22 protein-coding genes are annotated in these 24,707 nt (G+C 64.2%); 19 read left to right on the top strand and 3 right to left on the bottom strand.

What is annotated here, in order from left to right; translation table 11 throughout:
• Window positions 1-6: 6 nt before the first annotated feature.
• From EPD66_RS08425 to EPD66_RS08415, 3 genes are all read right to left on the bottom strand, one after another.
• Complete coding sequence (locus tag EPD66_RS08425) at window positions 7-999, bottom strand: MBL fold metallo-hydrolase (protein WP_221930926.1); 993 nt, start codon at window positions 997-999, stop codon at window positions 7-9.
• A 478-nt stretch (window positions 1,000-1,477) separates the two neighbouring features.
• Window positions 1,478-1,819, bottom strand: a complete 342-nt coding sequence (locus EPD66_RS08420; RefSeq protein ID WP_142848058.1) for a hypothetical protein — start codon at window positions 1,817-1,819, stop codon at window positions 1,478-1,480.
• An 82-nt stretch (window positions 1,820-1,901) separates the two neighbouring features.
• Entirely contained in the window at window positions 1,902-2,879 is a 978-nt protein-coding gene (locus EPD66_RS08415) for a D-2-hydroxyacid dehydrogenase (protein WP_142848057.1), read from the bottom strand.
• 111 nt (window positions 2,880-2,990) lie between these two features.
• Here EPD66_RS08415 and EPD66_RS08410 point away from each other — a divergent pair, with 111 nt between their 5' ends.
• The 19 genes from EPD66_RS08410 to EPD66_RS08320 all read left to right on the top strand — a co-directional run bounded on the left by EPD66_RS08410 (window position 2,991) and on the right by EPD66_RS08320 (window position 24,707).
• Window positions 2,991-4,262, top strand: coding sequence for a glycerate kinase (locus tag EPD66_RS08410; protein ID WP_142848056.1), 1,272 nt, complete (start codon window positions 2,991-2,993; stop codon window positions 4,260-4,262).
• Between the two features lie 156 nt (window positions 4,263-4,418).
• Window positions 4,419-5,873, top strand: coding sequence for an NAD-dependent succinate-semialdehyde dehydrogenase (locus EPD66_RS08405; protein ID WP_142848055.1), 1,455 nt, complete (start codon window positions 4,419-4,421; stop codon window positions 5,871-5,873).
• A gap of 41 nt (window positions 5,874-5,914) precedes the next feature.
• Window positions 5,915-6,937 (top strand): YeiH family protein, encoded by a 1,023-nt coding sequence (locus EPD66_RS08400; RefSeq protein WP_221930925.1) that lies wholly within the window; start codon window positions 5,915-5,917, stop codon window positions 6,935-6,937.
• Window positions 6,938-7,144: 207 nt separating this feature from the next.
• Window positions 7,145-7,903 carry a succinate dehydrogenase/fumarate reductase iron-sulfur subunit gene (locus EPD66_RS08395; RefSeq protein WP_142848054.1) on the top strand — a complete coding sequence of 253 codons (759 nt, stop codon included), beginning with the start codon at window positions 7,145-7,147 and terminating at the stop codon, window positions 7,901-7,903.
• A 2-nt stretch (window positions 7,904-7,905) separates the two neighbouring features.
• Window positions 7,906-8,238, top strand: a complete 333-nt coding sequence (locus tag EPD66_RS08390; protein WP_142848053.1) for a succinate dehydrogenase — start codon at window positions 7,906-7,908, stop codon at window positions 8,236-8,238.
• Entirely contained in the window at window positions 8,235-8,576 is a 342-nt protein-coding gene (locus EPD66_RS08385; protein WP_142848052.1) for a succinate dehydrogenase, read from the top strand. Before EPD66_RS08390 ends, EPD66_RS08385 begins: the two co-directional genes overlap by 4 nt.
• A 2-nt stretch (window positions 8,577-8,578) precedes the next feature.
• On the top strand, window positions 8,579-10,345 hold the full coding sequence (locus EPD66_RS08380; protein WP_142848051.1) for an L-aspartate oxidase: 1,767 nt from the start codon (window positions 8,579-8,581) through the stop codon (window positions 10,343-10,345).
• On the top strand, window positions 10,342-11,307 hold the full coding sequence (locus EPD66_RS08375) for a fumarate hydratase (RefSeq protein WP_142848050.1): 966 nt from the start codon (window positions 10,342-10,344) through the stop codon (window positions 11,305-11,307). Before EPD66_RS08380 ends, EPD66_RS08375 begins: the two co-directional genes overlap by 4 nt.
• Window positions 11,268-11,948, top strand: coding sequence for a fumarate hydratase C-terminal domain-containing protein (locus EPD66_RS08370; RefSeq protein WP_142848049.1), 681 nt, complete (start codon window positions 11,268-11,270; stop codon window positions 11,946-11,948). The genes EPD66_RS08375 and EPD66_RS08370 overlap by 40 nt, the downstream gene beginning before the upstream one ends.
• Window positions 11,949-12,076: 128 nt before the next feature.
• Window positions 12,077-13,594, top strand: a complete 1,518-nt coding sequence (locus tag EPD66_RS08365) for a CoA-acylating methylmalonate-semialdehyde dehydrogenase (RefSeq protein WP_142848048.1) — start codon at window positions 12,077-12,079, stop codon at window positions 13,592-13,594.
• A 189-nt stretch (window positions 13,595-13,783) separates the two neighbouring features.
• Window positions 13,784-14,701, top strand: coding sequence for a LysR family transcriptional regulator (locus EPD66_RS08360; protein ID WP_142848047.1), 918 nt, complete (start codon window positions 13,784-13,786; stop codon window positions 14,699-14,701).
• A gap of 315 nt (window positions 14,702-15,016) precedes the next feature.
• Window positions 15,017-16,648, top strand: a complete 1,632-nt coding sequence (locus EPD66_RS08355) for a thiamine pyrophosphate-binding protein (RefSeq protein ID WP_142848046.1) — start codon at window positions 15,017-15,019, stop codon at window positions 16,646-16,648.
• 91 nt (window positions 16,649-16,739) lie between these two features.
• A complete protein-coding gene (locus tag EPD66_RS08350; RefSeq protein WP_142848045.1) occupies window positions 16,740-17,720 on the top strand; it encodes a tripartite tricarboxylate transporter substrate binding protein in 981 nt (326 codons plus the stop codon).
• Window positions 17,721-17,799: 79 nt separating this feature from the next.
• Entirely contained in the window at window positions 17,800-18,288 is a 489-nt protein-coding gene (locus EPD66_RS08345) for a tripartite tricarboxylate transporter TctB family protein (RefSeq protein ID WP_185961307.1), read from the top strand.
• Entirely contained in the window at window positions 18,285-19,805 is a 1,521-nt protein-coding gene (locus tag EPD66_RS08340; protein ID WP_142848043.1) for a tripartite tricarboxylate transporter permease, read from the top strand. Before EPD66_RS08345 ends, EPD66_RS08340 begins: the two co-directional genes overlap by 4 nt.
• 86 nt (window positions 19,806-19,891) lie before the next feature.
• Window positions 19,892-20,656 (top strand): sulfite exporter TauE/SafE family protein, encoded by a 765-nt coding sequence (locus tag EPD66_RS08335; RefSeq protein ID WP_142848042.1) that lies wholly within the window; start codon window positions 19,892-19,894, stop codon window positions 20,654-20,656.
• Between the two features lie 39 nt (window positions 20,657-20,695).
• A complete protein-coding gene (locus tag EPD66_RS08330; protein ID WP_142848041.1) occupies window positions 20,696-21,577 on the top strand; it encodes an amidohydrolase family protein in 882 nt (293 codons plus the stop codon).
• 452 nt (window positions 21,578-22,029) lie between these two features.
• A complete protein-coding gene (locus EPD66_RS08325) occupies window positions 22,030-23,649 on the top strand; it encodes an ABC transporter substrate-binding protein (protein ID WP_142848040.1) in 1,620 nt (539 codons plus the stop codon).
• 104 nt (window positions 23,650-23,753) lie between these two features.
• Window positions 23,754-24,707, top strand: coding sequence for an ABC transporter permease (locus tag EPD66_RS08320; RefSeq protein ID WP_142848039.1), 954 nt, complete (start codon window positions 23,754-23,756; stop codon window positions 24,705-24,707).

The raw sequence follows: 24,707 nt of genomic DNA, 5'->3' as shown, positions 1-24,707 counted from the left end.
CAGGATCTACTGCGCCCGGCGGTAAGGGCCGAATTCCACCGGCACCCAGGCATAGCCCTGGCCTTCGTTGCGGACATGGCCGATGCCGGGGAAGGGCAGATGCGCGCCGGCGATGGCCAAGCGGTCGCGGGCGGCTTCCTCGAGGATGCGCTTGCGCGTCGCCAGGGCCGCTTCCTTGTCGGTGTCGAATTCGATGACGACTTCGGGACGGGCGAACTGCACCGCATGGCTGTGGATCACATCGCCCCAGATCAGCAGGGTCTGGTCTTCCGAAGCGACCAGAAAGCCGCTATGGCCCGGCGTATGGCCGAACAGCGAGACGGCGGTGACGCCCGGCAGGATTTCCTCGTCCTGGGCGAAGGTCTTGAAGCGGTCGGCGGCGACATAGGGCGCCACGGACTCGCGCGCCATCTTGAAGAAGCCCTGCGCCTCTTCCGGCGCCTGGGCGGCAATGGCTTCGTCCAGCCAGTAAGCGGCATCTTCCTGGGCCGCCCAGACTTCGGCATTGGGGAAGGCCGCTTGGCCGTCGGCGGCCAGAAGCCCGGCGGCATGGTCGCCATGCAGATGGGTCAGCAGCACGGTATCGACCTGCGCCGGGTCGTAACCGGCCGCCCGGATATTCTCGGCGATGCCGCCCAGGGTGGGGCCGAAGGCGCCGCCTGCACCGGCATCCACCAGCACCAGCCGCGATCCGGTATGGACCAGATAGGCGTTCACCGCCGTCTGCACGCCCGGCGTCGTTTCCAGGAACATGCGCGCCAGCAGGCTTTGGATGTCGTCCTCGGCGATGCCGCTCAGCAACTGGGGAGGCAGGTCGACATAGCCGTCATAAAGGGCGGTGACCTCGAACTCTCCCACGGCCATGCGGTAATAGCCGGGAACCTGGTTCTGTTGTTGCGCCGGGGGTTCGGCATGGACGGGAGACAGGGCCGCGACGCCGACGGCGGAAAGGGAAAGCATCAAGGCGAGGCTTGCCCGCTGCATGAAGAGACGTGCCATCTTGTCCTCGGGGTCTGATGTGTGAAGACGTAAAGTCCAAGGCGAATAAGATTGGTCGGAACTCTATCATGACAAGGCGGGCGAGGGCGAACCCGTATGGTGAAGGATACCTCCGCCACACGGGCCCGCCGCATCGCCGGAGCGAAAGCGTAATGCAGTAAATCTGCATCACGCTTTCAGTTTATAAGTTTGCCCTTGCAGGGCGCGCGCCTCCGCGCGCTTGGCCGCGGCCTCAACGGCCGCAGGTCGCAGGACGCAGCATGCGTTACATGTGACGCATGCTGCTCGGAGATTACATCAGCCCCCAGACGGCAAAGCCGATCATGGCGATCAGCGTCGTGATGGCCAGGGTGACGACGAACTTCTTTTCCTGGGGAGTGGGATCACCAGACATCATGCTTCTCCATTGCGCGGCCATCCGCCGCGCAGAGTCTGAATTTCAGGACCTGTCGGATATGCCCTGCCAAGCAGGGCCGGATCAGGCCGGAGGACCGATGGGGAAGCGTGAGGACAGGTGGCCGGACAGATGCAGGGCTGTCCCGTCCGCAGCGGCCGGGGCGAGGGCGGCGAAGAGTGGCTGCGCGCCCTGCGGCAGGGATGCCGGGGTACCGGCTTGCGGGAGGTCCGGGGCACTGCCGGGCAGTCCGCGCGGCAGAAGGCCGGGCTTCGCGGACAGAAGGGCCGGAACGGCATCCGGGCCCCGGACCTCCCCTTTCTCCACCTGGGACAGGGAAGCCTGGGCGAGGTCGGCGGAAGAGGGGAAAGGCCATTGCTTCTGGCCCAGTTCCGCGAACAGCATGAACAGGACCGCCAGCAGCATGGCTGCGACGTATCCTTCCTGCCGTGCGAAACCAGATTTGGCCAAGGCCGAGAGCCGTCCGAAAAAAAAGAGTCGATAAACTCTAGACTACAATGTTCCTGGGCTCTCCTGCCACTGCTGCTTCGATATTATCCACAAGCTGGTCGGCCAGGCCCTGAATCGCTTCGCGGCTGGCCCAGGCGACATGGGGCGTCAGGATGAAGTTGGGCAGGTCCAGCAGGCCCATCAGCGGGTGGTCGGGCGGCGGCGGCTCGACGGTCGCGACGTCGAAGCCCGCCCCGGCGATTTGGCCGCCGCGCAAGGCCTCGGCCAGGGCCTGCTCATCGACAATGCCGCCACGTGCGGTGTTGATCAGCAGCGGCTTGCGCTCCATCAGGGCGAATTCCCGCGCCCCGATCATGTTGCGGGTGGCTGCCGTCAGCGGGCAATGCAGGGTGATGATGTCGGCCCGGCGCAGCACCTCGTCGAAGGGGGTGTAGAGGCGGCCCATGCCGTCGCGTCCCTTATGGGCGGCGAACAGCACCTTCATCCCGAAGGCGGTGGCGATCTTCGCGACCGCCTGGCCCAGCGCCCCGTCGCCGATGATCCCCAGGGTCGAACCGGCGAGGTCGCGGATGGGATGGTCGAAGAAGCAGAAGCGCCCGGATTCCTGCCACCGGCCTTGCTTCACCGAGTCGTGATAGGCCGCGATGCTGCGGCGCAGGGCAAAGATCAGGGCAAAGGTATGTTCGGGGACGGTGTGAAGGGCGTAATCCCGGATGTTGAAGACCCGGATACCGCGTTCGGAACAGGCGGCAAGGTCGATGACATCGGTTCCCGTCGCGGCCACGGCGATCATTTTCAGCTTCGGTGCCTGGGCCAGGGTATCGCGCCGCAGGGGGATCTTGTTGGTGATGACGATGTCCGCGTCCCGGATGCGTTCCGCGATCTCTTCCGCCCCGGTATGAGCATAGAGGGTCAGGCGATGGGGAAAGGAGAAGGGCCGCAACACGGTCTCGGGCGACAGGGTGTCGCGGTCGAGGAAGACCACATGAAGCGGAACGGCGGGTGCAAGGGTCATGCGGAAGGACTCTCCGGGATGCACGGGACGAAAAGGATGCATCCGCCAACCCTCTGGAGCAAGGCGGGATTTTCGGTCAGGATTACCGCCAAGAACAAGGAGGGGCTCCTGATGGAAGACAAGTACAAGGCGCTGCTGCGCCGCATGTTCGATGCCGCCGTCGCCGCCGCGCAGCCCGCGCTTTGCGTGCCGCCGTATCTGCCTGCCAAGGCGCCGAAGCGCTTGGTGGTGATCGGGGCGGGAAAGGCCTCGGCCGCCATGGCCAAGGCGGTCGAGGATCACTGGCAAGGCGAGTTGTCGGGGCTGGTGGTCACCCGCTACGGCTACGGCGTTCCCTGTAACCGGATCGAGATCGTCGAAGCCGCTCATCCGGTACCCGACGAAGCCGGTCACGCCGCCGCCCAGCGGATGATGGAACTGGCCCAAAGCCTGACGGAAGAGGACCTGGTGCTGTGCCTGATCTCGGGCGGCGGTTCGGCCCTGCTGCCTTTGCCGCTGGAGGGCTTGAGCCTGGAGGACAAGCAGGCGGTCAACCGTGCCTTGCTCGCCTCGGGCGCCACCATTTCCGAGATGAATTGCGTGCGCCGCCACCTGTCCGGGATCAAGGGCGGGCGGCTGGCGGTGGCCTGTCACCCCGCCCGCGTGGTGACCTTGCTGATTTCCGACGTGCCCGGGGACAATCCCATCGACATCGCCTCCGGCCCCACCGTGGCCGATCCGACCACCTGCGAGGATGCCCTGGCGATCCTGCGTCGTTACGACGTGCAGGTGTCGCCTGCGGTCCGCGCGGTGCTGGAAAGCGGGCGGGGCGAGACGGTCAAGCCGGATGATCCGCGCCTTGCAGGGATCGAGACCCATATCGTCGCAGCGCCTCGCCTCGCCCTGGACGCCGCCGCCGCCGTGGCCCGCGAGGCCGGTATCCCCGCCTATATCCTGGGCGACAGCATCGAGGGCGAGGCCCGTGACGTGGGCAAGGTGATGGCCGGTATCGCCCTGCAGGTGGCCGAACATGCCCATCCTTTCCAGACGCCCTGCGTGCTGTTGTCGGGCGGCGAGACCACGGTGACGGTGCGCGGCAAGGGGCGCGGCGGGCGGAATGTCGAATTCTTGCTTTCGCTGGGCATCGCCTTGAACGGGCATCCCTCCATCCATGCCATTGCCGGGGATACCGACGGCGTGGACGGGCTGGAGGAAATCGCCGGGGCCGTTCTCGCCCCTGACAGCCTGGCGCGGGCCTGGGCCAAGGGCATCAAGCCGAAGGACAGCCTGGATGCCAATGACGGCCACGGCTTCTTCGAGGCCTTGGGCGATTCCGTCGTCACCGGCCCAACCCTGACCAATGTCAACGACTTCCGCGCCATCCTTATCCTGCCGAAGACCTGAGAGAGTTGCGACTTCTTAAGTTAAGCTTGCGATAGGCTAAGAATAATTTTCTGTACGTAATAAATCCTGAACCTAAAGATTGACGGCAAAGCGCTTGGGCAAAAGCCAAGCGCCGAAGCGGCGTGGATCGCTTTGGCTGCACTTTGGGAGGACAGGATGACATATGACGATTGCGGCGCACTTTTCCGGCGCCAAGCCTATGTCGGGGGCACGTGGATCGATGCCGATGACGGCCAGACCGTCACTGTGACCAATCCGGCCAATGGCGAGGTCATCGGCACCGTTCCCGCCCTCGGCGCGGCCGAGGTCGAACGGGCCATCCAGTCCGCCCGCGACGGTTTCAGGCTATGGCGGGACAAGACGGCCAGCCAGCGGGCCGAGGCGTTGCGCCGCTGGCATGGCCTGATCCTCGACCACCGCGCCGTCCTGGCCCGCATCCTGACCACCGAACAGGGCAAGCCGCTGGCGGAAGCCGAGGCCGAGGTGGATGCCACCGCCTCCTTCTTCCTGTGGTTCGCCGAGGAAGCCCGCCGCGTCTATGGCGATATCGTCCCGGCGCCGCGCCAGGGCCAGCGCATCCTGGTGACCAAGGAGCCGGTGGGGGTCTGCGCCGCCATCACGCCCTGGAACTTCCCGCTTTCCATGATCGCCCGCAAGGCCGCCCCGGCCGTCGCGGCGGGCTGCTCGATCATCATCAAGCCGGCGGAAGCCACGCCGTTCTCCGCCCTGGCCCTGGCCGTTCTGGCCGAGAAGGCGGGCATTCCGGCGGGCGTCTTCAATGTCGTCACCGGCCCGGCGCGGGTGGTCGGCGGCACGCTGATGGACAGCCCCGTCGTGCGCAAGGTCACCTTCACCGGCTCGACCCCTATCGGCAAGCTGCTGATGCGCCAGGCCGCCGATACCGTCAAGCGTGTCTCGATGGAACTCGGCGGCAATGCGCCGCTGATCGTCTTCGAGGATGCCGACCTGGATCGCGCCGTGACCGGCATCATGCAGTCGAAGTTCCGCAATGCCGGACAGACCTGCATCTGCTCGAACCGCATCTTCGTCCAGGACGGCATCTATGACGCGGTGGTCGAGAAGCTGGTGCGGGCAATCGAGGCCCTGCGTATCGGTAACGGCTTGGAAGAAGGCGTGACCATGGGGCCGATGATCGATCCCCGCGCCGTCGCCGATGTGGACAAGCTGGTCCAGGATGCCGTCACGGCCGGTGCATCGGTGGCGAAAGGCGGGAAGCGGCATCCCCAGGGCGATAGCTTCTATGAACCGACCTTGCTGACCGATGTGACCCCCTCGATGTCGGTGGCGAGCGAGGAAATCTTCGGCCCCGTCGCCCCCATCATCCGCTTCTCGACCGAGGAAGAGGTGATCGAGCTGGCCAACGACACCCCCTTCGGCCTCGCCTCCTACTTCTACACCCAGGATCTGGCGCGGGCCTGGCGGGTTTCGGGCGCCCTGGAATACGGCATGGTCGGCCTGAATGAAGTCGCCATCTCGGTCGTCGAGGCGCCCTTCGGCGGCTTCAAGGAATCGGGTGTCGGCCGCGAGGGCTCACGGCACGGCATCGATGAATATGTGGAAATCAAATACGTCAACATGGGCGGTCTCTGACCCGGCATGGGTTTTTCATCCAGAAAGGGCGCGAGATGAAAATGATGATCACCGATGCCGGATGGCGTCAGGGCATGGTCGAGCGAATCCGCGAATTGATGCCGGGCTGGACGCTTTGCGCCACCGTCGCCATGGCGGCGATGTTCCTGAGCGAGCATTACGGCGCCCCGGTCATGCTGTTCGCCCTGTTCCTGGGGATGGCCTTCAACTTCATCAAGCCGGACGGCATCCTGGCGCCGGGCGTGGCCTTCACCTCGCGCACGGTGCTGCGGATCGGCGTGGCGCTGCTGGGGGCCAGGATCACCGTCGATCAGGTGGCCTCGTTGGGGCTGTCGCCGGTCCTGGTCGCCATCGCTGGCGTGGTGCTGACGATCCTGTTCGGCAGCATCGCCGCCCGGCTGTTCGGCTTCTCGAAGAATTTCGGCCTGCTGACCGGCGGCTCGGTGGGCATCTGCGGCGCCTCGGCGGCGCTGGCGATTTCCTCGGTGATGCCGCGCGGCAAGGGGGGCATCACCGAACGCGACGTCATCTTTACCGTGCTGGCGGTGACCACGCTCAGCACGGTGGCGATGGTGCTCTATCCCATCATCGCGCGTGCCCTGGGCATGGACGATCACGAGGCCGGGGTCTTCATCGGCGCCACCATCCATGACGTGGCCCAGGTGGTCGGGGCGGGCTACAGCATCTCGACCGAAGCCGGCGATGCCGCCACCGTGACCAAGCTGCTGCGCGTCGGCCTGCTGGTGCCCGTGGTGGCGGTGATGACCTTCATCCTGTTCCGCAAGCCCGGCGACGGCGGCAAGGCACCGCGCTTCCCGCTGTTCCTGATCTGCTTCGTGCTTCTGGTCATCCTGAACAGCGCAGGGCTGTTGCCCGACCTCGTGCGTACGGCCGCCGTCGACATCTCCGGCTGGGCCCTGGTCGGCGCCATCGCCGCCCTGGGCGTCAAGACCTCGCTGAAGGAACTGATCACCGTCGGCCCCCGCGCCATCGCCCTGGTGGTGCTGGAGACCATCTGGATCGCGGTCTTGGTCCTGGTCCTGTTGTATTTCCTGCCCTTCTGAGGATGCATTCTGGGCTTGTTCTGACGTTTTCCTGACTTGATGGCTCCGGTCCCACAACGGACCGGAGCCATTTTTTTGCCGACACGTTATCTTCAGGAAAGCTGAAGTATACGAGCAGGTTTATTCGTTTTTAATCAGCAAATATTTTCACTAAGAATGAAGGGAGAGATCGAAAGCGCTCGTAAAGAATAAGGGAGGACGGGGCGAATGGTCGGAGCGAATAATAAGCCTGAAGAGACGGACCAGCCTGAAGTCATGATCGAAGTCTCCGTCTGGCGCGGCGATGCCGAAGCTGGTGGTTTCAGGACCTATCATGTGCCTTCGAGGCAGAGCCAGACCGTTCTCGATATCGTCACCTATATCCAGCGCAATCTCGATCCCGAACTGACCTATCGCTTCGCCTGCCGCGTCGGCATGTGCGGGTCCTGCGGCATGACGGTGAACGGCAAGCCGCGCTGGACCTGCCGCACCCATGCCAGCCAAGTCATTTCCAACGGCAAGCTGACCATCGAGCCGTTGCGCAACATGACCAAGGTGAAGGACCTGGCGGTCGACATGACGCCGTTCTTCGACAAATGGGTCGAGGCCAAGGGCGCCTTCGTCCCGACCAAGACGCGGCATGACGAGATCGAGGCGATCAAGCCCGACAGCAAGGAACGCCGGGCCGCCGATGCCGCCGTGGAATGCATCAATTGCGGCGTCTGCTATTCCGCCTGCGACGTGGTGGCGTGGAAACCCGACTATCTCGGTCCGGCGGCCATCAACCGCAGCTGGACCCTGGTCAACGACCCGCGCGACGGGGCCCAGGCGGAACGCCTGAAGGTGTTGGCCTCGGATGCGGGATGTTCCAACTGCCACAGCCATCAGAGCTGCGCCACCTATTGCCCCAACCTGCTGAACCCCACCCGGTCCATCGCCGGGGTCAAGCGCCGCGTCATGGTGGCGGCCCTGAAAGGGGAGGTGTGAACATGACCGCCCTGCGCATCTACATGGCGCAACGCATCAGCGCCATGATCATGGTCCCGCTGGTCTTCATGCATCTGGGCATGATCATCTATGCCGTCCAAGGCGGCCTGAGCGCCGAGGAAATCCTGGGCCGTACCCGGGGCAGCATCTTCTGGGCCTGCTTCTACGGCCTGTTCGTGACCGCCGTCTCGGTCCACGGCGCTGCCGGCATCCGCGTCATCGTCACGGAAATGGTGAGCCTGCGCAAAGGCACCGCCGATCTGCTGACCTATGGGATCTTCCTGCTTCTCTTCGTGATGGGAGCCCGCGCCGTCGTCGCGGTGACCATGCCATGATCCGCCCGCATCGCAATCACCCTTTGTGGTTCGCCTTCATCGTCCATCGCCTGTCGGGTTTGGCCCTGGTGATCTTCCTGCCCATGCATTTCTACGTCCTGGGCATGGCGCTGACCAATGTGGACCAGTTGGACAGCTTCCTGCAGTGGAGCAACAACCCGGTGAGCAAGGCAGCCGAATTCGGCCTCGTCTTCCTGCTGGCGGTGCATCTGTTCGGCGGCCTGCGCCTGCTGGTCCTGGAAAATTTCGATTGGCGTGACTGGCAGAAAAGCCTCGCGGCCGCTTCGGCCGGACTGGCCTTCGTCGTCGCCGGCGGCTTCCTCTTGAATGTGGTGTGATCATGATTGAACACCTGAAAACGGACATCCTGATCCTGGGCAGCGGCGGCGCCGGCCTGTTCGCCGCGCTCCATGCCAAGAAGGCCGCCCCGGAACTGGATGTGACCATCGCGGTCAAGGGCCTGCTGGGCAAATGCGGCTGCACCCGCATGGTGCAAGGCGGCTACAACGTGGCCCTGGGCAAGGGCGACTCGGTCGAGCGCCACTTCATGGATACCATCGAAGGCGGTAAGTGGCTGCCCAACCAGGATCTGGCCTGGAAGCTGTGCAAGACGGCGGTGGAACGTGTCCGCGAGCTGGAAAACGAGGTCGGCTGCTTCTTCGACCGCAACCCCGACGGCTCGATCCACGGCAAGGCCTTCGCGGGCCAGACCTTCGACCGCACCGTCCACAAGGGCGATCTGACCGGCATCGAGATCATCAACCGCCTGATGGAACAGGTTCTGTCGCGGGACGTGAACAAGCTGGAAGATCATCGCGCCATCGGCCTGATCCCGAATGCGACGGGCGATGCCCTGGCCGGGGTGCTGATGATCGACATGCGCACCGGCAATTTCCGCTTCGTCCAGGCCAAGGCGGTGTTGATGGCGACCGGCGGCGGCCCGACCATGTACCGCTATCACACGCCGTCCGGCGACAAGAGCATGGACGGTCTGGCCATGGCCCTGCGTACCGGCCTGCCGCTGCGCGACATGGAGATGGTGCAGTTCCATCCCACCGGCCTGCTGGCCGGCGCCGATACCCGCATGACCGGCACGGTGCTGGAAGAGGGGTTGCGCGGCGCGGGCGGCCACCTGCTGGGCGGCGACGGCGAGCGCTTCATGTTCAATTACGACGAACGCGGCGAGCGTGCGACCCGCGACATCGTCAGCCGCGGCATCTATGCCGAGATGCGCAAGGGCAACACCACCCCCAATGGCGGCGTCTATATCAAGATGAGCCATCTTGGCCCGGCCGATGTGCGCAAGCGCTTCAACGGCATGGTGCGGCGCTGCGCCGATTGCGGCTTCGATCTGGCCGGCGGCCTGGTCGAGGTGGTGCCGACGGCTCACTACTTCATGGGCGGCGTGGTTATCGACACCGAGGCCCGTACTGCGCTGCCCGGCCTGTTCGCGGCGGGCGAGGATGCCGGCGGCGTGCATGGCGCCAATCGCCTGGGCGGCAACGGCGTTGCCAATTCCACCGTCTATGGCGGCATCGCCGGTGACGAGATGGCCGCTTTCGTCAAGTCCGAAGGCCGTTTCCACGATCCCGATAAGGGCGTCATCGGCTTCGAGATCGAGCGGGCGCTGAAGCCCTTCTCGATCAAGCCCGGTGACGTCAACGTCCTGCGTGAGAAGCTGATGGACGTGATGTGGGAAGATGTCGGCGTCATGCGCACCGAAGAGACGCTGACGCGCGGCCTGCGTCGCATCGACGAGGTCGAGCAGGAATTGATGACCGTCGGCGTGCCTGCGGGCAACAAGGCCTTCAACCTGACCTGGCACGACTGGCTGAACCTGCAGAGCCTGATCGAGATCAGCCGCGTGATCGCCCAGGCCGCACTGGCCCGGCGCAATTCCCGCGGCGCCCATTACCGCGAGGACTTCCCCGATCCGGGCGCCATGGAGACCTCCACCTTCACGGTGGCGCGTCAGAAGGACGGCGTCCTGACGGTCAAGGAAGAACCCGTCGCGTTCACCATCGTCAAACCCGGCCAGTCGCTCCTCGATGATGAGACTGTGAAGACGCCCAACGCGCTGTCCGCAGTGGAGGTGAATCCGAGATGATTTCCATAGAGAAAATTCAGCAGACCGCAGAGGTCCTGATGGCGAAGGCCGCCATCGATATTCCCGACGACTATCTGACCGGTCTTCAGGAAGCGGCCAATGCGGAAGAAGGCGACCTGTCTTCCTTCGTCCTTCAGGCCATGCTCGAGAATTACGAGGCCGCCAAGCAGGACCGCCGCGCCATGTGCGCCGATACCGGCGTGCCGCGCTGGTATGTGAAGATGGGCAACACGGCCAGCATCGAAGGCGGGCCGGTGGCGCTGGAAAGGGCCCTGCGCCTAGCCACCGCCCGGGCCACCACCGATGTGCCGCTGCGTCCCAACCGCGTGCATCCGCTGTGGCGCACCGACCACAACAACAATGTCGGCCTGCGCGCGCCCGAGATCGAATATGCCTTCGAGCCCGAAGGCGATTGGGTCGATTTGATCACGGTGCACAAGGGCGGGCTGTTCGGCACCGATTACCGCATGCTGTTCCCCGGCGACGGCATCGAGGGCATCAAGCGCTTCTATCTCGACTCGCTGATCGCCTTCGGCAAGCGCGGCCTGGCCTGCCAGCCCGCCATCATCGGGGTCGGCCTGGGCGGGTCGAAGGACACCACCATGGTCCTGGGCAAGCAGGCCGCCTGCCTGCGCATCGTCGGTGACCGCAACCCGGATCCGAAGATCGCCGCCCTGGAACTGGAACTGAAGGAATTGGGCAATTCCATCGGCATGGGCGCCATGGGGTTTGTCGGCAAGTCGATGGTCATCGACTGCCATATCGAGGCCGCCTATTGCCACACCGGCGGCATGCCCATGAGCGTTCACGCCTTCTGTCTGTCCTCGCGCCGGGCCTGCGCCCGCCTTCATGCGGATGGACGAGTCGAATATCGCACGGACCCCATGTGGTTCACCCCCTTCATGCGTCGGGAGACGGTCGAATGGCAACCGGAAGCGGAAAAATTAGAAGAGTTAGTCTGAACACGCCGGTCACCGAAGAGGCGCTGCGCGACCTGAAACTGGGGGACGTGGTCTATCTCAACGGCGTGGTCTATACCGGGCGCGAAGGCGTCTACAAGCAATGCCTGGAAGATGGCGTGCCCCTGCCCGAGAATCTGGCGGAGATCAGCAACGTCAACTTCCACTGCTCGCCGGCCGCGACGCCGGACGGGCAGGGTGGATACAATGTCGGCGCCCTGTCGGGCACGGCCTCCTTCCGCTTCGCCAAATGGCTGGACCGCTGGTTCAAGGCCTCGGGGGCCAAGATCATCATCGGCAAGGGCGGGATGAGTTCCGAGGACTACCGCAAGTTCTTCGTGCCCAACCGCGCCATCTACCTGACCACGGTCGGCTATGGCACCGGCGCCTTGCTGGGGCGGGGCGTGAAGGGCGTGCGCAAGGTCCACTGGCTGGAGGAACTGGGGTTGGCCCAGGCCATGTGGATGTTCGAGGTCGAGGAGCTTGGGCCTTTCATCGTCGAAAGCGACCTGGACGGCAACAGCCTGTTCGAGCGCGAGAACGCCGCCATCACCAAGAATTTCGAGAAGCTCTACGAAGGCACCCGCCCGGCGACCTTGCGCCGCTACGGCGAGACCGACAACCGCAGCGACGAAGTGATCTAGCGCCGCGCAGAACCGCCTCTCTTCGTCATTCCCGCGCAAGCGGGAATCCATTGCGACGCCGCATGGACCCCCGCTTTTGCGGGTGTGACGGGGCCGGCGAAAAACAGAATGACGGGAGGTTCAGTCCGATGACTGCTATTGATGTACAGCGCGACACGCTGGTCGGTTTCCATATCGACGGTAGCCGGGTCGGCGGGGAAGGGCGCCGCCAGGGCGATGTCTATAACCCGGCGACGGGTAAGGTGACCAAGAAGGTGGCCTTTGCCGAGGTCCAGGACGTGGATGCGGCGGTGGCGTCGGCCAAGGCGGCCTTTCCCGGCTGGCATGCCACGCCGCCGGCCCGCCGGGTGCGGGTGCTGTTCCGCTATCTCGAACTGCTGAACAAGAATGTGGACCGCCTCGCCGAACTGATCAGCAGCGAGCACGGCAAGGTCATGTCGGACGCCAAGGGCGAGGTGATGCGCGGCATCGAGGTGGTGGAATATGCCACCGGCATTCCCTCCATGCTGGCCGGTCAGTTCACCGAATCCGTGGGCACGCGGATCGATTCCTGGTCCACCCGCCAGGCGCTGGGCGTCTGCGCCGGTATCACGCCGTTCAACTTCCCGGCCATGGTGCCGATGTGGATGTATCCCATCGCCATCGCCTGCGGGAACACCTTCGTGCTGAAGCCGTCCGAGAAGGTGCCGAGCGCCGCGCTTCTGCTGGCCGACCTGTTCTATGAAGCCGGCCTGCCCAAGGGCGTGCTCAACGTGGTCAACGGCGACCGCGTGGCGGTCGAACGCCTGCTGGAACATCCCGACGTCAAGGCCGTCAGCTTCGTCGGTTCGACCCCCATCGCCAAGCTGATCCAGATCGGCGCCATCACCCATGGCAAGCGCGTCCAGGCGCTGGGCGGGGCGAAGAATCATATGGTGGTCATGCCCGATGCCGACCTGAACCAGACCGTCGATGCCCTGATGGGCGCGGCCTATGGCTCGGCGGGCGAGCGCTGCATGGCGATTTCCGTGGCCGTCGCGGTCGGCGACGTGGCCGATCCGCTGGTCGAGCGCCTGGCCGAGCGGGTGCGCGCCCTGAAGGTCCTGCCGGGAACCAATCCCCAGGCGGAAATGGGTCCGCTGGTGACCCGGGAACACCGCGACAAGGTGGCTTCCTATGTCGATCTTGGTGTGAAGGAAGGCGCCAAGCTGGTCGTTGACGGCCGCGACATCCAGGGCGAGGAACTGGGCGAGGGCTATTTCCTGGGCGGCAGCCTGTTCGACCATGTCACCCCCGAGATGCGCATCTACAAGGAAGAGATCTTCGGCCCCGTCCTGGCGGTGGTGCGCGTGAAGACCTTCGCCCAGGCCCAGGCCCTGGTGGACGAGCATGAATTCGGCAACGGCACGGCCATCTTCACCCGCGAAGGGGATGCCGCCCGCGAATTCGCCCAGAACGTCCAGGCGGGCATGGTCGGCATCAACGTGCCGATCCCGGTGCCGGTCGCCTATCACAGCTTCGGCGGCTGGAAGGCCTCGCTGTTCGGCGACCATCACATGCACGGCCCGGAAGGCGTGCGCTTCTATACCAAGTACAAGGTCATCACCAGCCGCTGGCCGACCGGGATGCGGGCCGGTTCCGAATTCTCCATGCCGGTCATGAGCTAGTTCCGTCCCCGCGAGCCAGGAGTGTCACGGCCTGGCTTTGCTCTCTCCATGTCTCCCCCCGTACGGCACTTTGACACTCTTTCGCCGTCTGGGCACCTGCCCTCCATCAAAAGCCTTGATGGAGGGCCCTTTTTTTTGTGCGGTTCTTAATATAACCTGATGATGGTCACAGTTTAGGTGTGCGTACAAATGTCCATCCGCCGACTGAAGACATTGATTGCCGTTGCCGAGGCAGGCACCTTTGCCGCTGCCGCCGAAGTCGTGCATGTCTCGCAGGCGGCGGTCAGCATGCAGATGAAAAGCCTCGAGGAAGAGCTGCGCACGACGTTGTTCGACCGCAGTAAGCGCCCGCCGGAGCTGAACCAGACCGGTCAGGCGCTGATCCCCAAGGCGCGCGACATCATTCAGGCCTATGACCGCCTGGTCCAGTCGATGAGCGGCAAGGACGTCTTTTCGGGCGAACTGGTCCTGGGCGTGGTGCCGACCTGCGTTCCCGGCTTGGCCCCCTTGGCCATGGTGCGGCTGCGCGACGCCTATCCCGACCTGCGTATCCGCATCATTCCCGGCCTGTCGGCGGACCTGATGCCGCAGCTCGAACGCGGATTCCTCGATACCGCCATCATCTCGGAACCGCCGCGCACCATCGGCCATCTCTATTGGCGCCAGCTGGCCGAGGAACCCCTGGTGGTGCTGGCGGCGCGCGAGGTGCAGGGCGACGATCCGCTGGAATTGCTGAAGACCCGCCCCTTCATCCGCTTCAACCGCCAAGCCTGGGTGGGGCGGCAGATCGACGAGATGCTGCAGCGCAACGGCATCCGCGTTCAGGAGAACATGGAGCTGGACAGTCTGGAAGCCATCGAAACCATGGTCTTCCACAATCTCGGCGTTTCGGTCGTGCCGCGGCGTTGCGTGCCGCCGCCGGTCAGCCTGCCGATCTGGCAATTGCCCCTGAACACCCATGCCAAGCCGCGCGTCCTGGGGCTAGTCTGGCGCCAGGACAGTCCCAAGCAGCGCCTGATCGAAGTGGTCTATGACAGCATGGCCGAACTGGTCGAAGAGGCGGAGCTGAGGCGCAGCGGCGCCGGGGAAGCGCTGCCGGCTCTCTGATACAGAAGAGCCTTTCTTCCGCTTCGCTGGTCCCAGCGAAGAAAAGATTAAAGGAACATGAAAATTCCCTCCTTTCCGGCGCGGGTCTTGCCGCCTGCCGGTCTATCTTCATGCCCTTTTTCATGTGCGGTGCAACATCGTAAATTTATATTGTCACAAGCATAAGTTTTTATCAGGTAAGTCGCCTGTTTTTCCGTTGCAGTAAAAGTTTTCCTATAGGACCATCTTGTTAGATATGGAAATGAAGGGCTCATAATAGGCCCTCGATAAAAGGTGGCTGGTCCGCCGAAAAAACAAGTATAGGGAGTGCGCGTTATGAGGGGTGCAGACCTGGTCGCGGAAACGCTGGCCCGCGCTGGAACGAAAGTTATTTTCACCCTGTCCGGCAATCAGATCATGCCGATTTTCGATGCTTGCATCGACCAGGGAATCCAGCTCGTCCATGTCCGGCACGAGGCCGCCGCCGTCTATATGGCGGATGCCTGGGCGCAGCTGACCGGGCAGGTCGGCGTCGCGCTGCTGACGGCCGCGCCCGGCTTCACCAACGGCCTTGCTCCGCTTTATTCCGCCCGCCAGTCCGAGAGCCCCATTCTTCTCATCAGCGGCGATTCGCCGGTCGGCCAGGACGGCAGCGGCGCCTTCCAGGAACTGGACCAGGCCGCGATTTCCCGTCCCCTGACCAAACTCGCCCGCCGCACGCTGCGCGCCGACCGCCTGGGCCATGACGTGGCCGAGGCCTTGCGCGTCGCCCGTTCGGGCCGTCCTGGGCCGGTCCACCTGGCCATTCCCTTCGACGTGGTGAACGAGACCGTCTCGCCCGACGCCATTCCCGCCGCCGATGCCTGTGCCCGCGATCTGGCGCCGCTCGATCCGGCCATCGCCAAGGATATCGCCAAGGCCCTGGCGAGTGCCGAGCGTCCGGTGGTGCTGACCGGGCCGATGATGAATGCGACGCGCGCTTCCGCCATGCTGTCGGCGCTGGCCGACGGCATCGACGCACCCGTCGTGCCCATGGAAAGCCCGCGCGGCCTGCGCGATCCTTCGCTGGGCGCCTTCGTCGAAGTGCTGTCGAAGGCCGATCTGGTGCTGTGCCTGGGCAAGATCGTCGACTTCACCGTCGGCTTCGGCCGTCCGCCGGGTTTTGCCGCCGACAGCCGCATCATCGTCCTCGATCCGGAAGCCGATGCCATCGCCCGCGCCCGCCGCCTGTTCGGCGCGCGTCTGATGATGGCCGCCCGGGCCGATGTGGATCTCGCTGCAGGCGCCTTGTGCGAGGCGACGGGCGGCAGCCGCGCCCGTGCCGCGTGGCGGGCCGAAGTGGCCGAAGCCATCGCCTATCGCGACTTGCCGCCCTCCGGCGTGGCGGGGATCTCGCCCCAGGATATCTGCAAGGCTGCTCAGGCCCTGCTCGATCAGGCGGAAGAACCGATCTTGATCGCCGATGGCGGCGAGTTCGGCCAATGGGCGCAGGCCTTCGTCACCGCGCCCAAGCGCATCATCAACGGCATGTCGGGCGCCATCGGCGGCGGCCTCTGCTACGCCATCGCCGCCAAGCTGGCCCACCCCAAAGCCACCGTGGTCGCGCTGATGGGAGACGGCACGGCCGGTTTCCATTTCAGCGAGTTCGACACCGCCATCCGCGCCGATGCTCCTTTCCTGGCCATCATCGGCAACGATTCCCGCTGGAATGCCGAACATGTCATCCAGATGCGGGAGTATGGCGAGGACCGCCTGATCGGCTGCCAGCTCAATCCCGCCGCGCGTTACGACCTAGCCGCCGCCGGTTTCGGCTGCCACGGCGAAATGGTCGAAGCGCCGGAGGGCCTGGACGGGGCCTTGGCGCGTGCGGCCGCCAGCGATCTGCCGGCCTGCATCAATGTCCGCATGGAGGGGCTTCCCGCCCCCGTCTTCACGCGCACCGGCATAGTGGCTGCCAGCGGCCACTAAGAAGGGCCGGGCACCATCCAAGAAAAAAGGAGTGTTTTTTCCTTCTGCTATGCTCAGCGGCAATAAAAGAACGTAATACAGGGAGAGAATAATGAAATCGATCAAACGTATCCTGGGGGCCTCGGCCATCCTGGCCACCGCCGCCATGCCCGCCTTCGCCGCCGATTATCCCAAGCGTCCGGTGACGCTGGTTGTGCCCTATGGCACCGGCGGTTCCACCGATATTGCGTCCCGTTCCTTGACCAATGTGTTGGGTAAGCATTCCTCGCATCCGATCATGGTGGTTAACCGTGTCGGTGCCGCCGGGGTGACCGGTTCGGTTTCCGTCGCCAATGCCCGGGACGACGGCCATACCGTCCTGGCCGCACGCGTCGGCTCGCATACCATCAACCCGGCCATGAAGCGGACCTTGCCCTATACGCTGGACGATTTCCGCTTCGTCGGCGTATTCGAGCTGAATGCCGTGGTCTGCGCCACCGGGGCCAATTCGGGCATCGACACTATCGAACAGCTGATGGACAAGATCAAAGCCGATCCGGGCTCTGTCAGCTATGTCTCGACCGGCGTCGGCACGCTGCTGCAGCTGGCCTCGATCATGATCATGGATGCTTATGGCATCGAAAATCCCTTGGCCGTGACCCATCTGCCGATGCGCGGTGGCGGTGAGGCGGCGACGGCGGTCTTCGCCGGCAACGCCACCTTCGTCTGTACCAATTCCTCGGACCTTGCCAGCTTCGTCGCCAACAAGCAGCTGAAGCCCCTGCTGACTACCACCAAGGAACGCCTGCCGGCCTTCGACGCGCCCACCGTGGCCGAACTGGGGCATCCGGAACTGGAAGTCCTGGTGGGGTGGACGGGCATCGCCGGTCCGGCCAACCTGCCCGACGAGGCCGCCGTGCAATGGGGCGAATGGCTGAAGATCGCCACCTCCGACCAGGGCTTCGTCGACCATCTGACCCGCATGGGCTCGGAAGTCGTCTACATGGACCCCGATGAATCGAAGCAATTCATTCAGCATCAGTATGAAGTCTTCAAGGAATTGGTGACCCGTCTCGACCTGAGCGTCGAGTAAAGCCAAGGACGCCCCGCGCCCGCTGGCCTAGATGGCCGCGGGCGCGGGGAATGTTTCACCTGGATCGGGGTGTCCTGCCATGACACGACTGAATACTGATCTTTGGGTGGGGGTCGGGGTTTCCCTTTTCGCGGTCGCGCTTCTGGTCTATGTGATTCCCCAGGCGGTCGTGGTGCCGCGTAGCGTGCGTTATATCGTCCTCTCTCCCGATTTCTGGCCGGAAATCCTCGCCTATGCGCTGCTGCTGCTGGGCGTTTTGATGACTCTGAAAGGCATCTTCTTCACCGCCCCGGACGGGCAGGCGGAAGGTCCCTCCCTTTTCTCGGCGGGCAGCCTTCGGGTCCTGGGAATCGGCGGAGTCTTCGCCGGATATTACCTGCTTATCCCGGTTCTAGGGATGGTGTGGGCCTCGGTGCTGGCCTATGGCGCCCTGGCGGCGATCTTCAGAAGCAGGCATCGCTTGGCCGCGCTGCTGGTGGCGATCCTCCTGCCGCTGATCCTCTACGCCTTCTTCACGCACATTGCCGGTGTGCCCATTCCCCAAGGTCAGTATGTGAGGTTGCCATGACGATGATGGATAATGCGGCTGCCGCACTTTCCCTCGTGGCGCAATGGGGCAGCCTTCTCGCCCTCCTGGTGGGCGTCGCCGTCGGCGTGGTGGCCGGAGCCATTCCCGGCATGTCGGCGACCATGGCCGTCGCCCTGGCCTTGCCCTTCACCTTCGCCCTGGAGCCGATCTACGGCATCCTGCTGCTGCTGGGCGTCTACAAGGGCGGCATCTTCGGCGGTTCGATCCCGGCCATTCTCATCAAGACCCCCGGTACAGCGGCGTCAAGCGCCACCGTGCTGGACGGCTATCCGCTGGCCGAGCAGGGCAAGTCCGGCCAGGCCTTGCAGATGGCGCTCTATGCGTCCTGCATCGCCGATCTGATCTCGAACCTGGCGCTGATCCTGTTCGCCGCTTGGCTGGCCTCCTTCGCCCTGAAATTCGGGCCGCCCGAATTCTTCACCCTGATCCTGTTCTCGCTCAGCATCATCGCCGGTGTCTCGGGCGGCAGCCTGGTCAAGGGGCTGATCGCCGGTGCCTTCGGCCTGTTGCTGGCCACGGTGGGGCTGGATCTGGTCTATGGCACCGACCGCTTCATCTTCGGCCATCCCGACATGATGGGCGGGCTGAACTTCATCGCCGTGCTGATCGGCCTGTTCGCCCTGCCGGAGATCATCGCCTTCGCCATGAACGGCAAGGACGAGCGCGAAGGCGGCGTGCGGGCCTTGGGCGACCACAAGCTGCCCTTCTCGGAAGTGCGGCGCTGTATGAAAACCATCATCCGGGGCGGGGTGATCGGCAGCGTCCTGGGCGCCATTCCGGGGATTGGGGCCGCGCCTTCCGCCTTCCTCTCCTATAGCGAGGCGCGCCGTACTTCGCCCAACAAGGAGAATTTCGGCAAGGGCGAACTGGAAGGCGTGGCGGCGGCGGAAGCGGGCAATAACGGCGTCTGCGGTGCCACCCTGATCCCGCTGCTGGCGCTGGGCATTCCCGGCGACGTGATCACCGCCATCATCATCGGCGCCTTCATGGTCCACGGCCTGCAGCCCGGCCCGATGATGTTCGCCACCAATGGCGACATGATCTATGCGCTGTTCATGGGGCTGATCCTCAGCTCGATCTTCCTGTTCTTCATCGGCGGCGCCTCGATCCGCCTGTTCCGCTTCATCGCCGACATTCCCAAATCGGTGCTGCTGCCGGGCGTGCTGGTGCTGTGCGTCTATGGCGTCTATGCGGTCAACAACTCGGTCTTCGACATCCTGGTGATGTTCGCCATGGGCTGGGTCGGTTATCTGATGATGCGCCTGCACATCCCCGCCGCGCCCTTCCTCATCGCCTTCATCCTGGGGCCGCTGCTGGAGGACAATTTCCGCCAGGCGATGCTGATGGGGCAGGGCGATTTCGCCATCCTGTTCCGCAGTCCCATCACCTGGGTCTTCTGGGCGCTGACCGTCTTCACCCTGACGGTGCTGATCCGCAACGGCCTGCGCGACCGCAAGGCGCAGCAGGGGAGACTGGCGGTCGCCAACAAGGACTAGGCTTTTCTTTCTGAACTATTGGCCGAGACGGCGCGGGCGGGCAGGTCCCGTTCGCGCTACGGCCTGCCGCGCGGAGCTTCGGGTCCATGTTCGATGTCATCAATATCGGCTCGGCGGTTGCCTTGGGGCTGGGCGCGACCTTCCTGCTGGGCGGGATCGCCAAGGGCGCGCTCGGCTTCGGGATGCCGCTGATCACCATCTCGATCCTGCCCATGATCGTGCCCATCGACATGGCCCTGGCGCTGAACGCGGTGATCCTGCCTTTCACCAATTTCACCCAATTCGTCCAGTCGGGGCCGATGATGGAGACGATCCGGCGCTTCTGGCCGCTGACCACGGGGATGATTATCGGCATCGCGGGCGGCGCCTTGTTCATCACCGTGGTCGACCCGCGCATCCTGTCGCTGATCCTGGGCCTGTTCGTGATGACCTTCGTCGCCGTGATGGTCCTGAAGCCGCAATTCCACGTGCCGGCGCGGGCGGAGCGCAGCACCGGCTGGGGCGTCGGCCTGGCCTCGGGCGTGGTGGGGTCACTGACCACGGCCAACGGTCCTTTGCTGGTGATGTATCTGGTCGGGCTGAACGTGCCGAGGCAGCTTTTCCTTTCGGCGCTGTCGCTGATGTTCATCGTGCTCGGCGCCATGCTGTCGGCCTCCTATTTCATGATCGGCGTGCTGGATTTCACCCGCGTCCTGATCGCCGTCGCCTGCCTGGTTCCCGCGCTGACGGGCATGGCCATCGGCAATTGGCTGGTAGGCAAGCTGCCGGCCGACAAGTTCAAGCTCCTGGTCCTGATCGTGCTCTTCATCCTGGGCGCCAACATGGTGTGGCGTGCCCTGGGCGCGGACTGACGGCCGAGGTGGAACACAATTAAGAAACGAGGAGGATTCATGAAGATCATCGACTTCCGCCTGCGCCCCCCGGCCAAAGGCTTCCTGGATACGCTGATGTACAATGCGGGCGAGCGGCGTGACGGTTTCACCCGCACGGTGGGGTTCGAGCCGTCGCCGGCGGCGCAGCAGCAATCCATGGAGATGCTGCTGCGGGAAATGGATGAAGCCGATGTGGCCCATGGCGTGGTGGTCGGGCGTCTGGCCGGGATGCTGGGCTCGATCAGCAACGAGGACGTGCTGTCGCTGATGCAAGAATACGGCCCGCGTTTCCTGGGCGCGGCGTCCATCGACCCGACCGACCGCCGCAAGGCCATCCAGACCATCGACGAGGCCATGGCGGCCGGGTTCAAGCTGATCAATATCGAGCCGGGTGCCTATCCGGTGCCGATGCTGGCCGATGACCGCCGACTCTATCCCATCTACGCCCATTGCGAGGATCGCGGTATTCCGATCATCCTGATGGTGGGCGGTACGGCGGGGCCGGATCTCAGCTATTCCAATCCCATCAACACCGACCGCGTGCTGGCCGACTTCCCCAGCTTGAAGGTGGTTGCGGCCCATGGCGCCTGGCCCTGGGTCAACGAGATCCTGCATGTCGCCTTCCGCCGGCCCAATCTCTACCTCTCGCCCGACATGTATTTCTCGCGCATGCCCGGCTGGGAGGAATATGTGAAGGCTGCCGACGGCTTCCTGTCCGACCGGATGCTTTATGCCAGTTCCTTCCCCTTCTGTCCGGTGAAGGGCTATCGGGACTGGTTCGAGACTCTGCCGATCCGCCCGGAGAACCGGGAAAAGATCATGTGGGGCAATGCCGCCCGGCTGCTGGATCTTCCCGATCCGGCCTCGGCGGCACAGCGGGTGGAAGCGCTGGCTTCCTGACCCGCTTTCCTTGCCCTGATCCCGTGGCAGCGGGAACGGGGCAGGGGATTGCGGCGAGCACTCTCAAGGCAAGGCGGATTTCTGTCCGTCTTGCCTATTTTTTTATCTCAACAGAAAATGTATAAAAAATGTGCATGTGGTGAGGCAGCTGCCTAAGCACAACGCAGCATTCGCGCGGGGTGTGCTGGCCGCAAGGAATAGTAACGATTGGTATCCTCTCGGAAGCCTGCGTGTTCTGGGTTTTCAACCCGTCGTTACTCCTCTGGCATATAAGCATTTCGTGGACGCTGTAGGCATGGATTGTGAACAATCCATGCCTCTTTTTGCACAATATCCAATTCAGATGTAAACAATGGCATGCCCCTTGCAATCCTTCCGGGAGCGCCATCGGTGATGGCGCGTTCCGACGCGGCCCTTTCAATGGCCGAATTTGCAAGGAGGTTCTTCCTGCTATGACTCGTCCCGACCGATATCTGCGACGATTCTGCGCCGTCATCCTGGCGACGGCCGGACTTTCGTTCACGGCCGTGCCTGCCAGCGCCGAGAGCGTCTTGCGCATTGCAATGACCAGTTCCGACATTCCGCTGACCACCGGCCAGCCTGATAGCGGCTTTGAAGGCTACCGCTTCCTTGGCTACACCATCTACGACGCCTTGGTTCTCTGGGACTTGTCCTCCGCCGACAAGGCCAGCGGCTTGACGCCGGGACTGGCCGAATCGTGGGAAGTGGATCCGTCCGACCCGCGGGTTTGGACCTTCTCGCTGCGCAGGAATGTGACCTTCCATGACGGCAGCCCGTGGGATGCCGATGCCGCGATCTGGAATCTGGAAAAGATCTATAACGAGAATTCGCCGCAATTCGATGCACGGCAGGCGGGCAATGTGCGGGGCCGCATCCCGTCCATGGGTGAATACGATAAGGTCGATGACTACACGATCCGCTTCACCACCACCGAGCCGGATGCCTGGTTTCCGTATCAGTTGACCTTCCTGCTGTTCTCCAGCCCGGCCCAATGGGAAGCCGTCGGCCGCGACTGGAACGCCTTCGCCAGCAATCCTTCGGGCACCGGCCCGTTCAAGCTGGAGCGCCTGGTTCCGCGCGAGCGTGCCGAACTGGTGCCCAATCCCGATTACTGGGACGGCAACCGCGTGCCGAAGACGGACCGGGTCGTCCTGCTGCCCATGCCCGAGGCCAACACCCGGACCGCTGCGCTGCTGTCCGGTCAGGTGGACTGGATCGAGGCTCCGGCCCCCGATGCCATCCCGCGCATGCGCTCGGCGGGCATGACCATCACGTCTAATCCCTATCCGCATACCTGGCCCTATCAGTTCAGCATGCTGGAAGGCAGCCCTTGGCGGGACATCAATGTCCGCAAGGCGGCCAATCTCGCGGTCGACCGTGACGGCCTGAACGCCTTGCTGGGCGGGCTGATGGTTCCGGCGGTGGGTATCGTCACGCCCGACCATCCCTGGTTCGGCAATCCCGGCTTCGAGATCCGCTACGATCCCGACGAAGCGCGCCGCCTGCTTGCCGAAAGCGGCTATGGGCCGGGCAATCCGGTCAATGTGAAGGTGCTGATCTCGACCTCCGGCTCCGGCCAAATGCAGCCCTTGGCGATGAACGAATACATCCAGCAGAACCTGCGCGATGTCGGCATCAACATCGAGTTCGAGGTGCTGGACTGGGAATCCCTGTTCCCCAATTGGCGCCGCGGGGCCGCCGATCCCAGCAGCCTGGGCGCCCATGCCACCAATATCAGCTTCGGCTGGCTCGATCCCTTCGCCGCCTTCTATCGCTTCATGCATTCCAGCATGGCCGCGCCCAACGGCTTCAACTGGGGCGCCTTGAGCGATCCGGAATACGACCGCCTGCTCGACCTCGCGCGCAGTACCTTCGACACGACGGAGCAGGACAAGGTGCTGGCCGAGTTCCACGCCAAGATGGTCGATGACGCCGCTTGGCTGATGGTGGCCCATGATGTCGGCCCGCGCGCCATGAGCCCCAAGGTGCAGGGTTTCGTCCAGGCCAAGAACTGGTTCCAGGACATCGCGCCGGTCTCGATCGCTCCGTAAACCGGCCTATCAAGGACCCGCAAGCGGGCCGGTCCGGCAACGGCCTGGTCGGCCCGCGATCTCTTCGCCCCATCCCGTCCTGATTGTCACGAGGGAAAGCCGGCGTGCTCACTTACTTTTCCAAAAGACTGCTCTTCATGGTGCCGATCACGCTGGCCGTCAGCCTGATCTGCTTTTCCCTCGTGCATCTTTCCCCCGGCCAGCCCATGGATGCCGTCGTTTCGGCCGATGCGCCGGCGGAAGTGGTGGAACTGGTCCGGCGGGCCTATGGCTTCGACCGCCCTTTGCCGGTGCAGTTCGGCCTGTGGGTGCAGCGTGCCGTGCAGGGGGACCTGGGGCTGTCGGTCGCCACGGGCCGTCCCGTCGTCCTCGAGGTCATGGGCGCCCTCAAGAACACCCTGATCCTGGCCACGGCCGCCGCCCTGATCGGTTTCCCGCTGGGCATGCTGTTCGGCACGCTGGCCGGCTATTTCAAGGGAAGCCTGCTCGACCGCCTGCTGACCGGCATCGCCGTCACCGGGGTCAGCGTTCCCCATTACTGGCTGGGTATGGTGCTGGTCATCGTCTTCTCGGTGCATCTGAACATGCTGCCCGCCACCGGGGCCGGTCCCGGTGCATCCACCGACTGGGCCTTCGAAGCCGCCTATCTGCGCCATCTCATCCTGCCGGCGGTGACCCTGTCGGTGATCCCCATGGGCATCATGACCCGCACCATCCGGGCCATGGTAGGCGAAATCCTCGCCCATGACTTCGTCGAGGCCTTGCGGGCCAAGGGGCTGCCGGAATGGCGGGTGTTCCTGCATGTGGTGAAGAACGCGGCGCCGACCGCCCTGGCGGTGATGGGCCTGCAGCTCGGCTATCTGCTGGGCGGCTCGATCCTGGTCGAGACGGTGTTCTCCTGGCCCGGGACGGGGATGCTGCTGAACAACGCCATCTTCCGCCGCGACCTGCCCCTGTTGCAGGGGACGATCCTGGTCCTGGCGCTTTTCTTCCTCGCCCTGAACCTGCTGGTCGACCTGGCCCAGACCTGGCTCGACCCCCGCATCAAGCGCGCCTGA

Source organism: Telmatospirillum sp. J64-1, assembly GCF_006980715.1.
Taxonomy (GTDB): Bacteria; Pseudomonadota; Alphaproteobacteria; order Rhodospirillales; family Magnetospirillaceae; genus Oleiliquidispirillum; species Oleiliquidispirillum nitrogeniifigens.
This window is presented reverse-complemented; position numbering and strand designations above follow the sequence as displayed.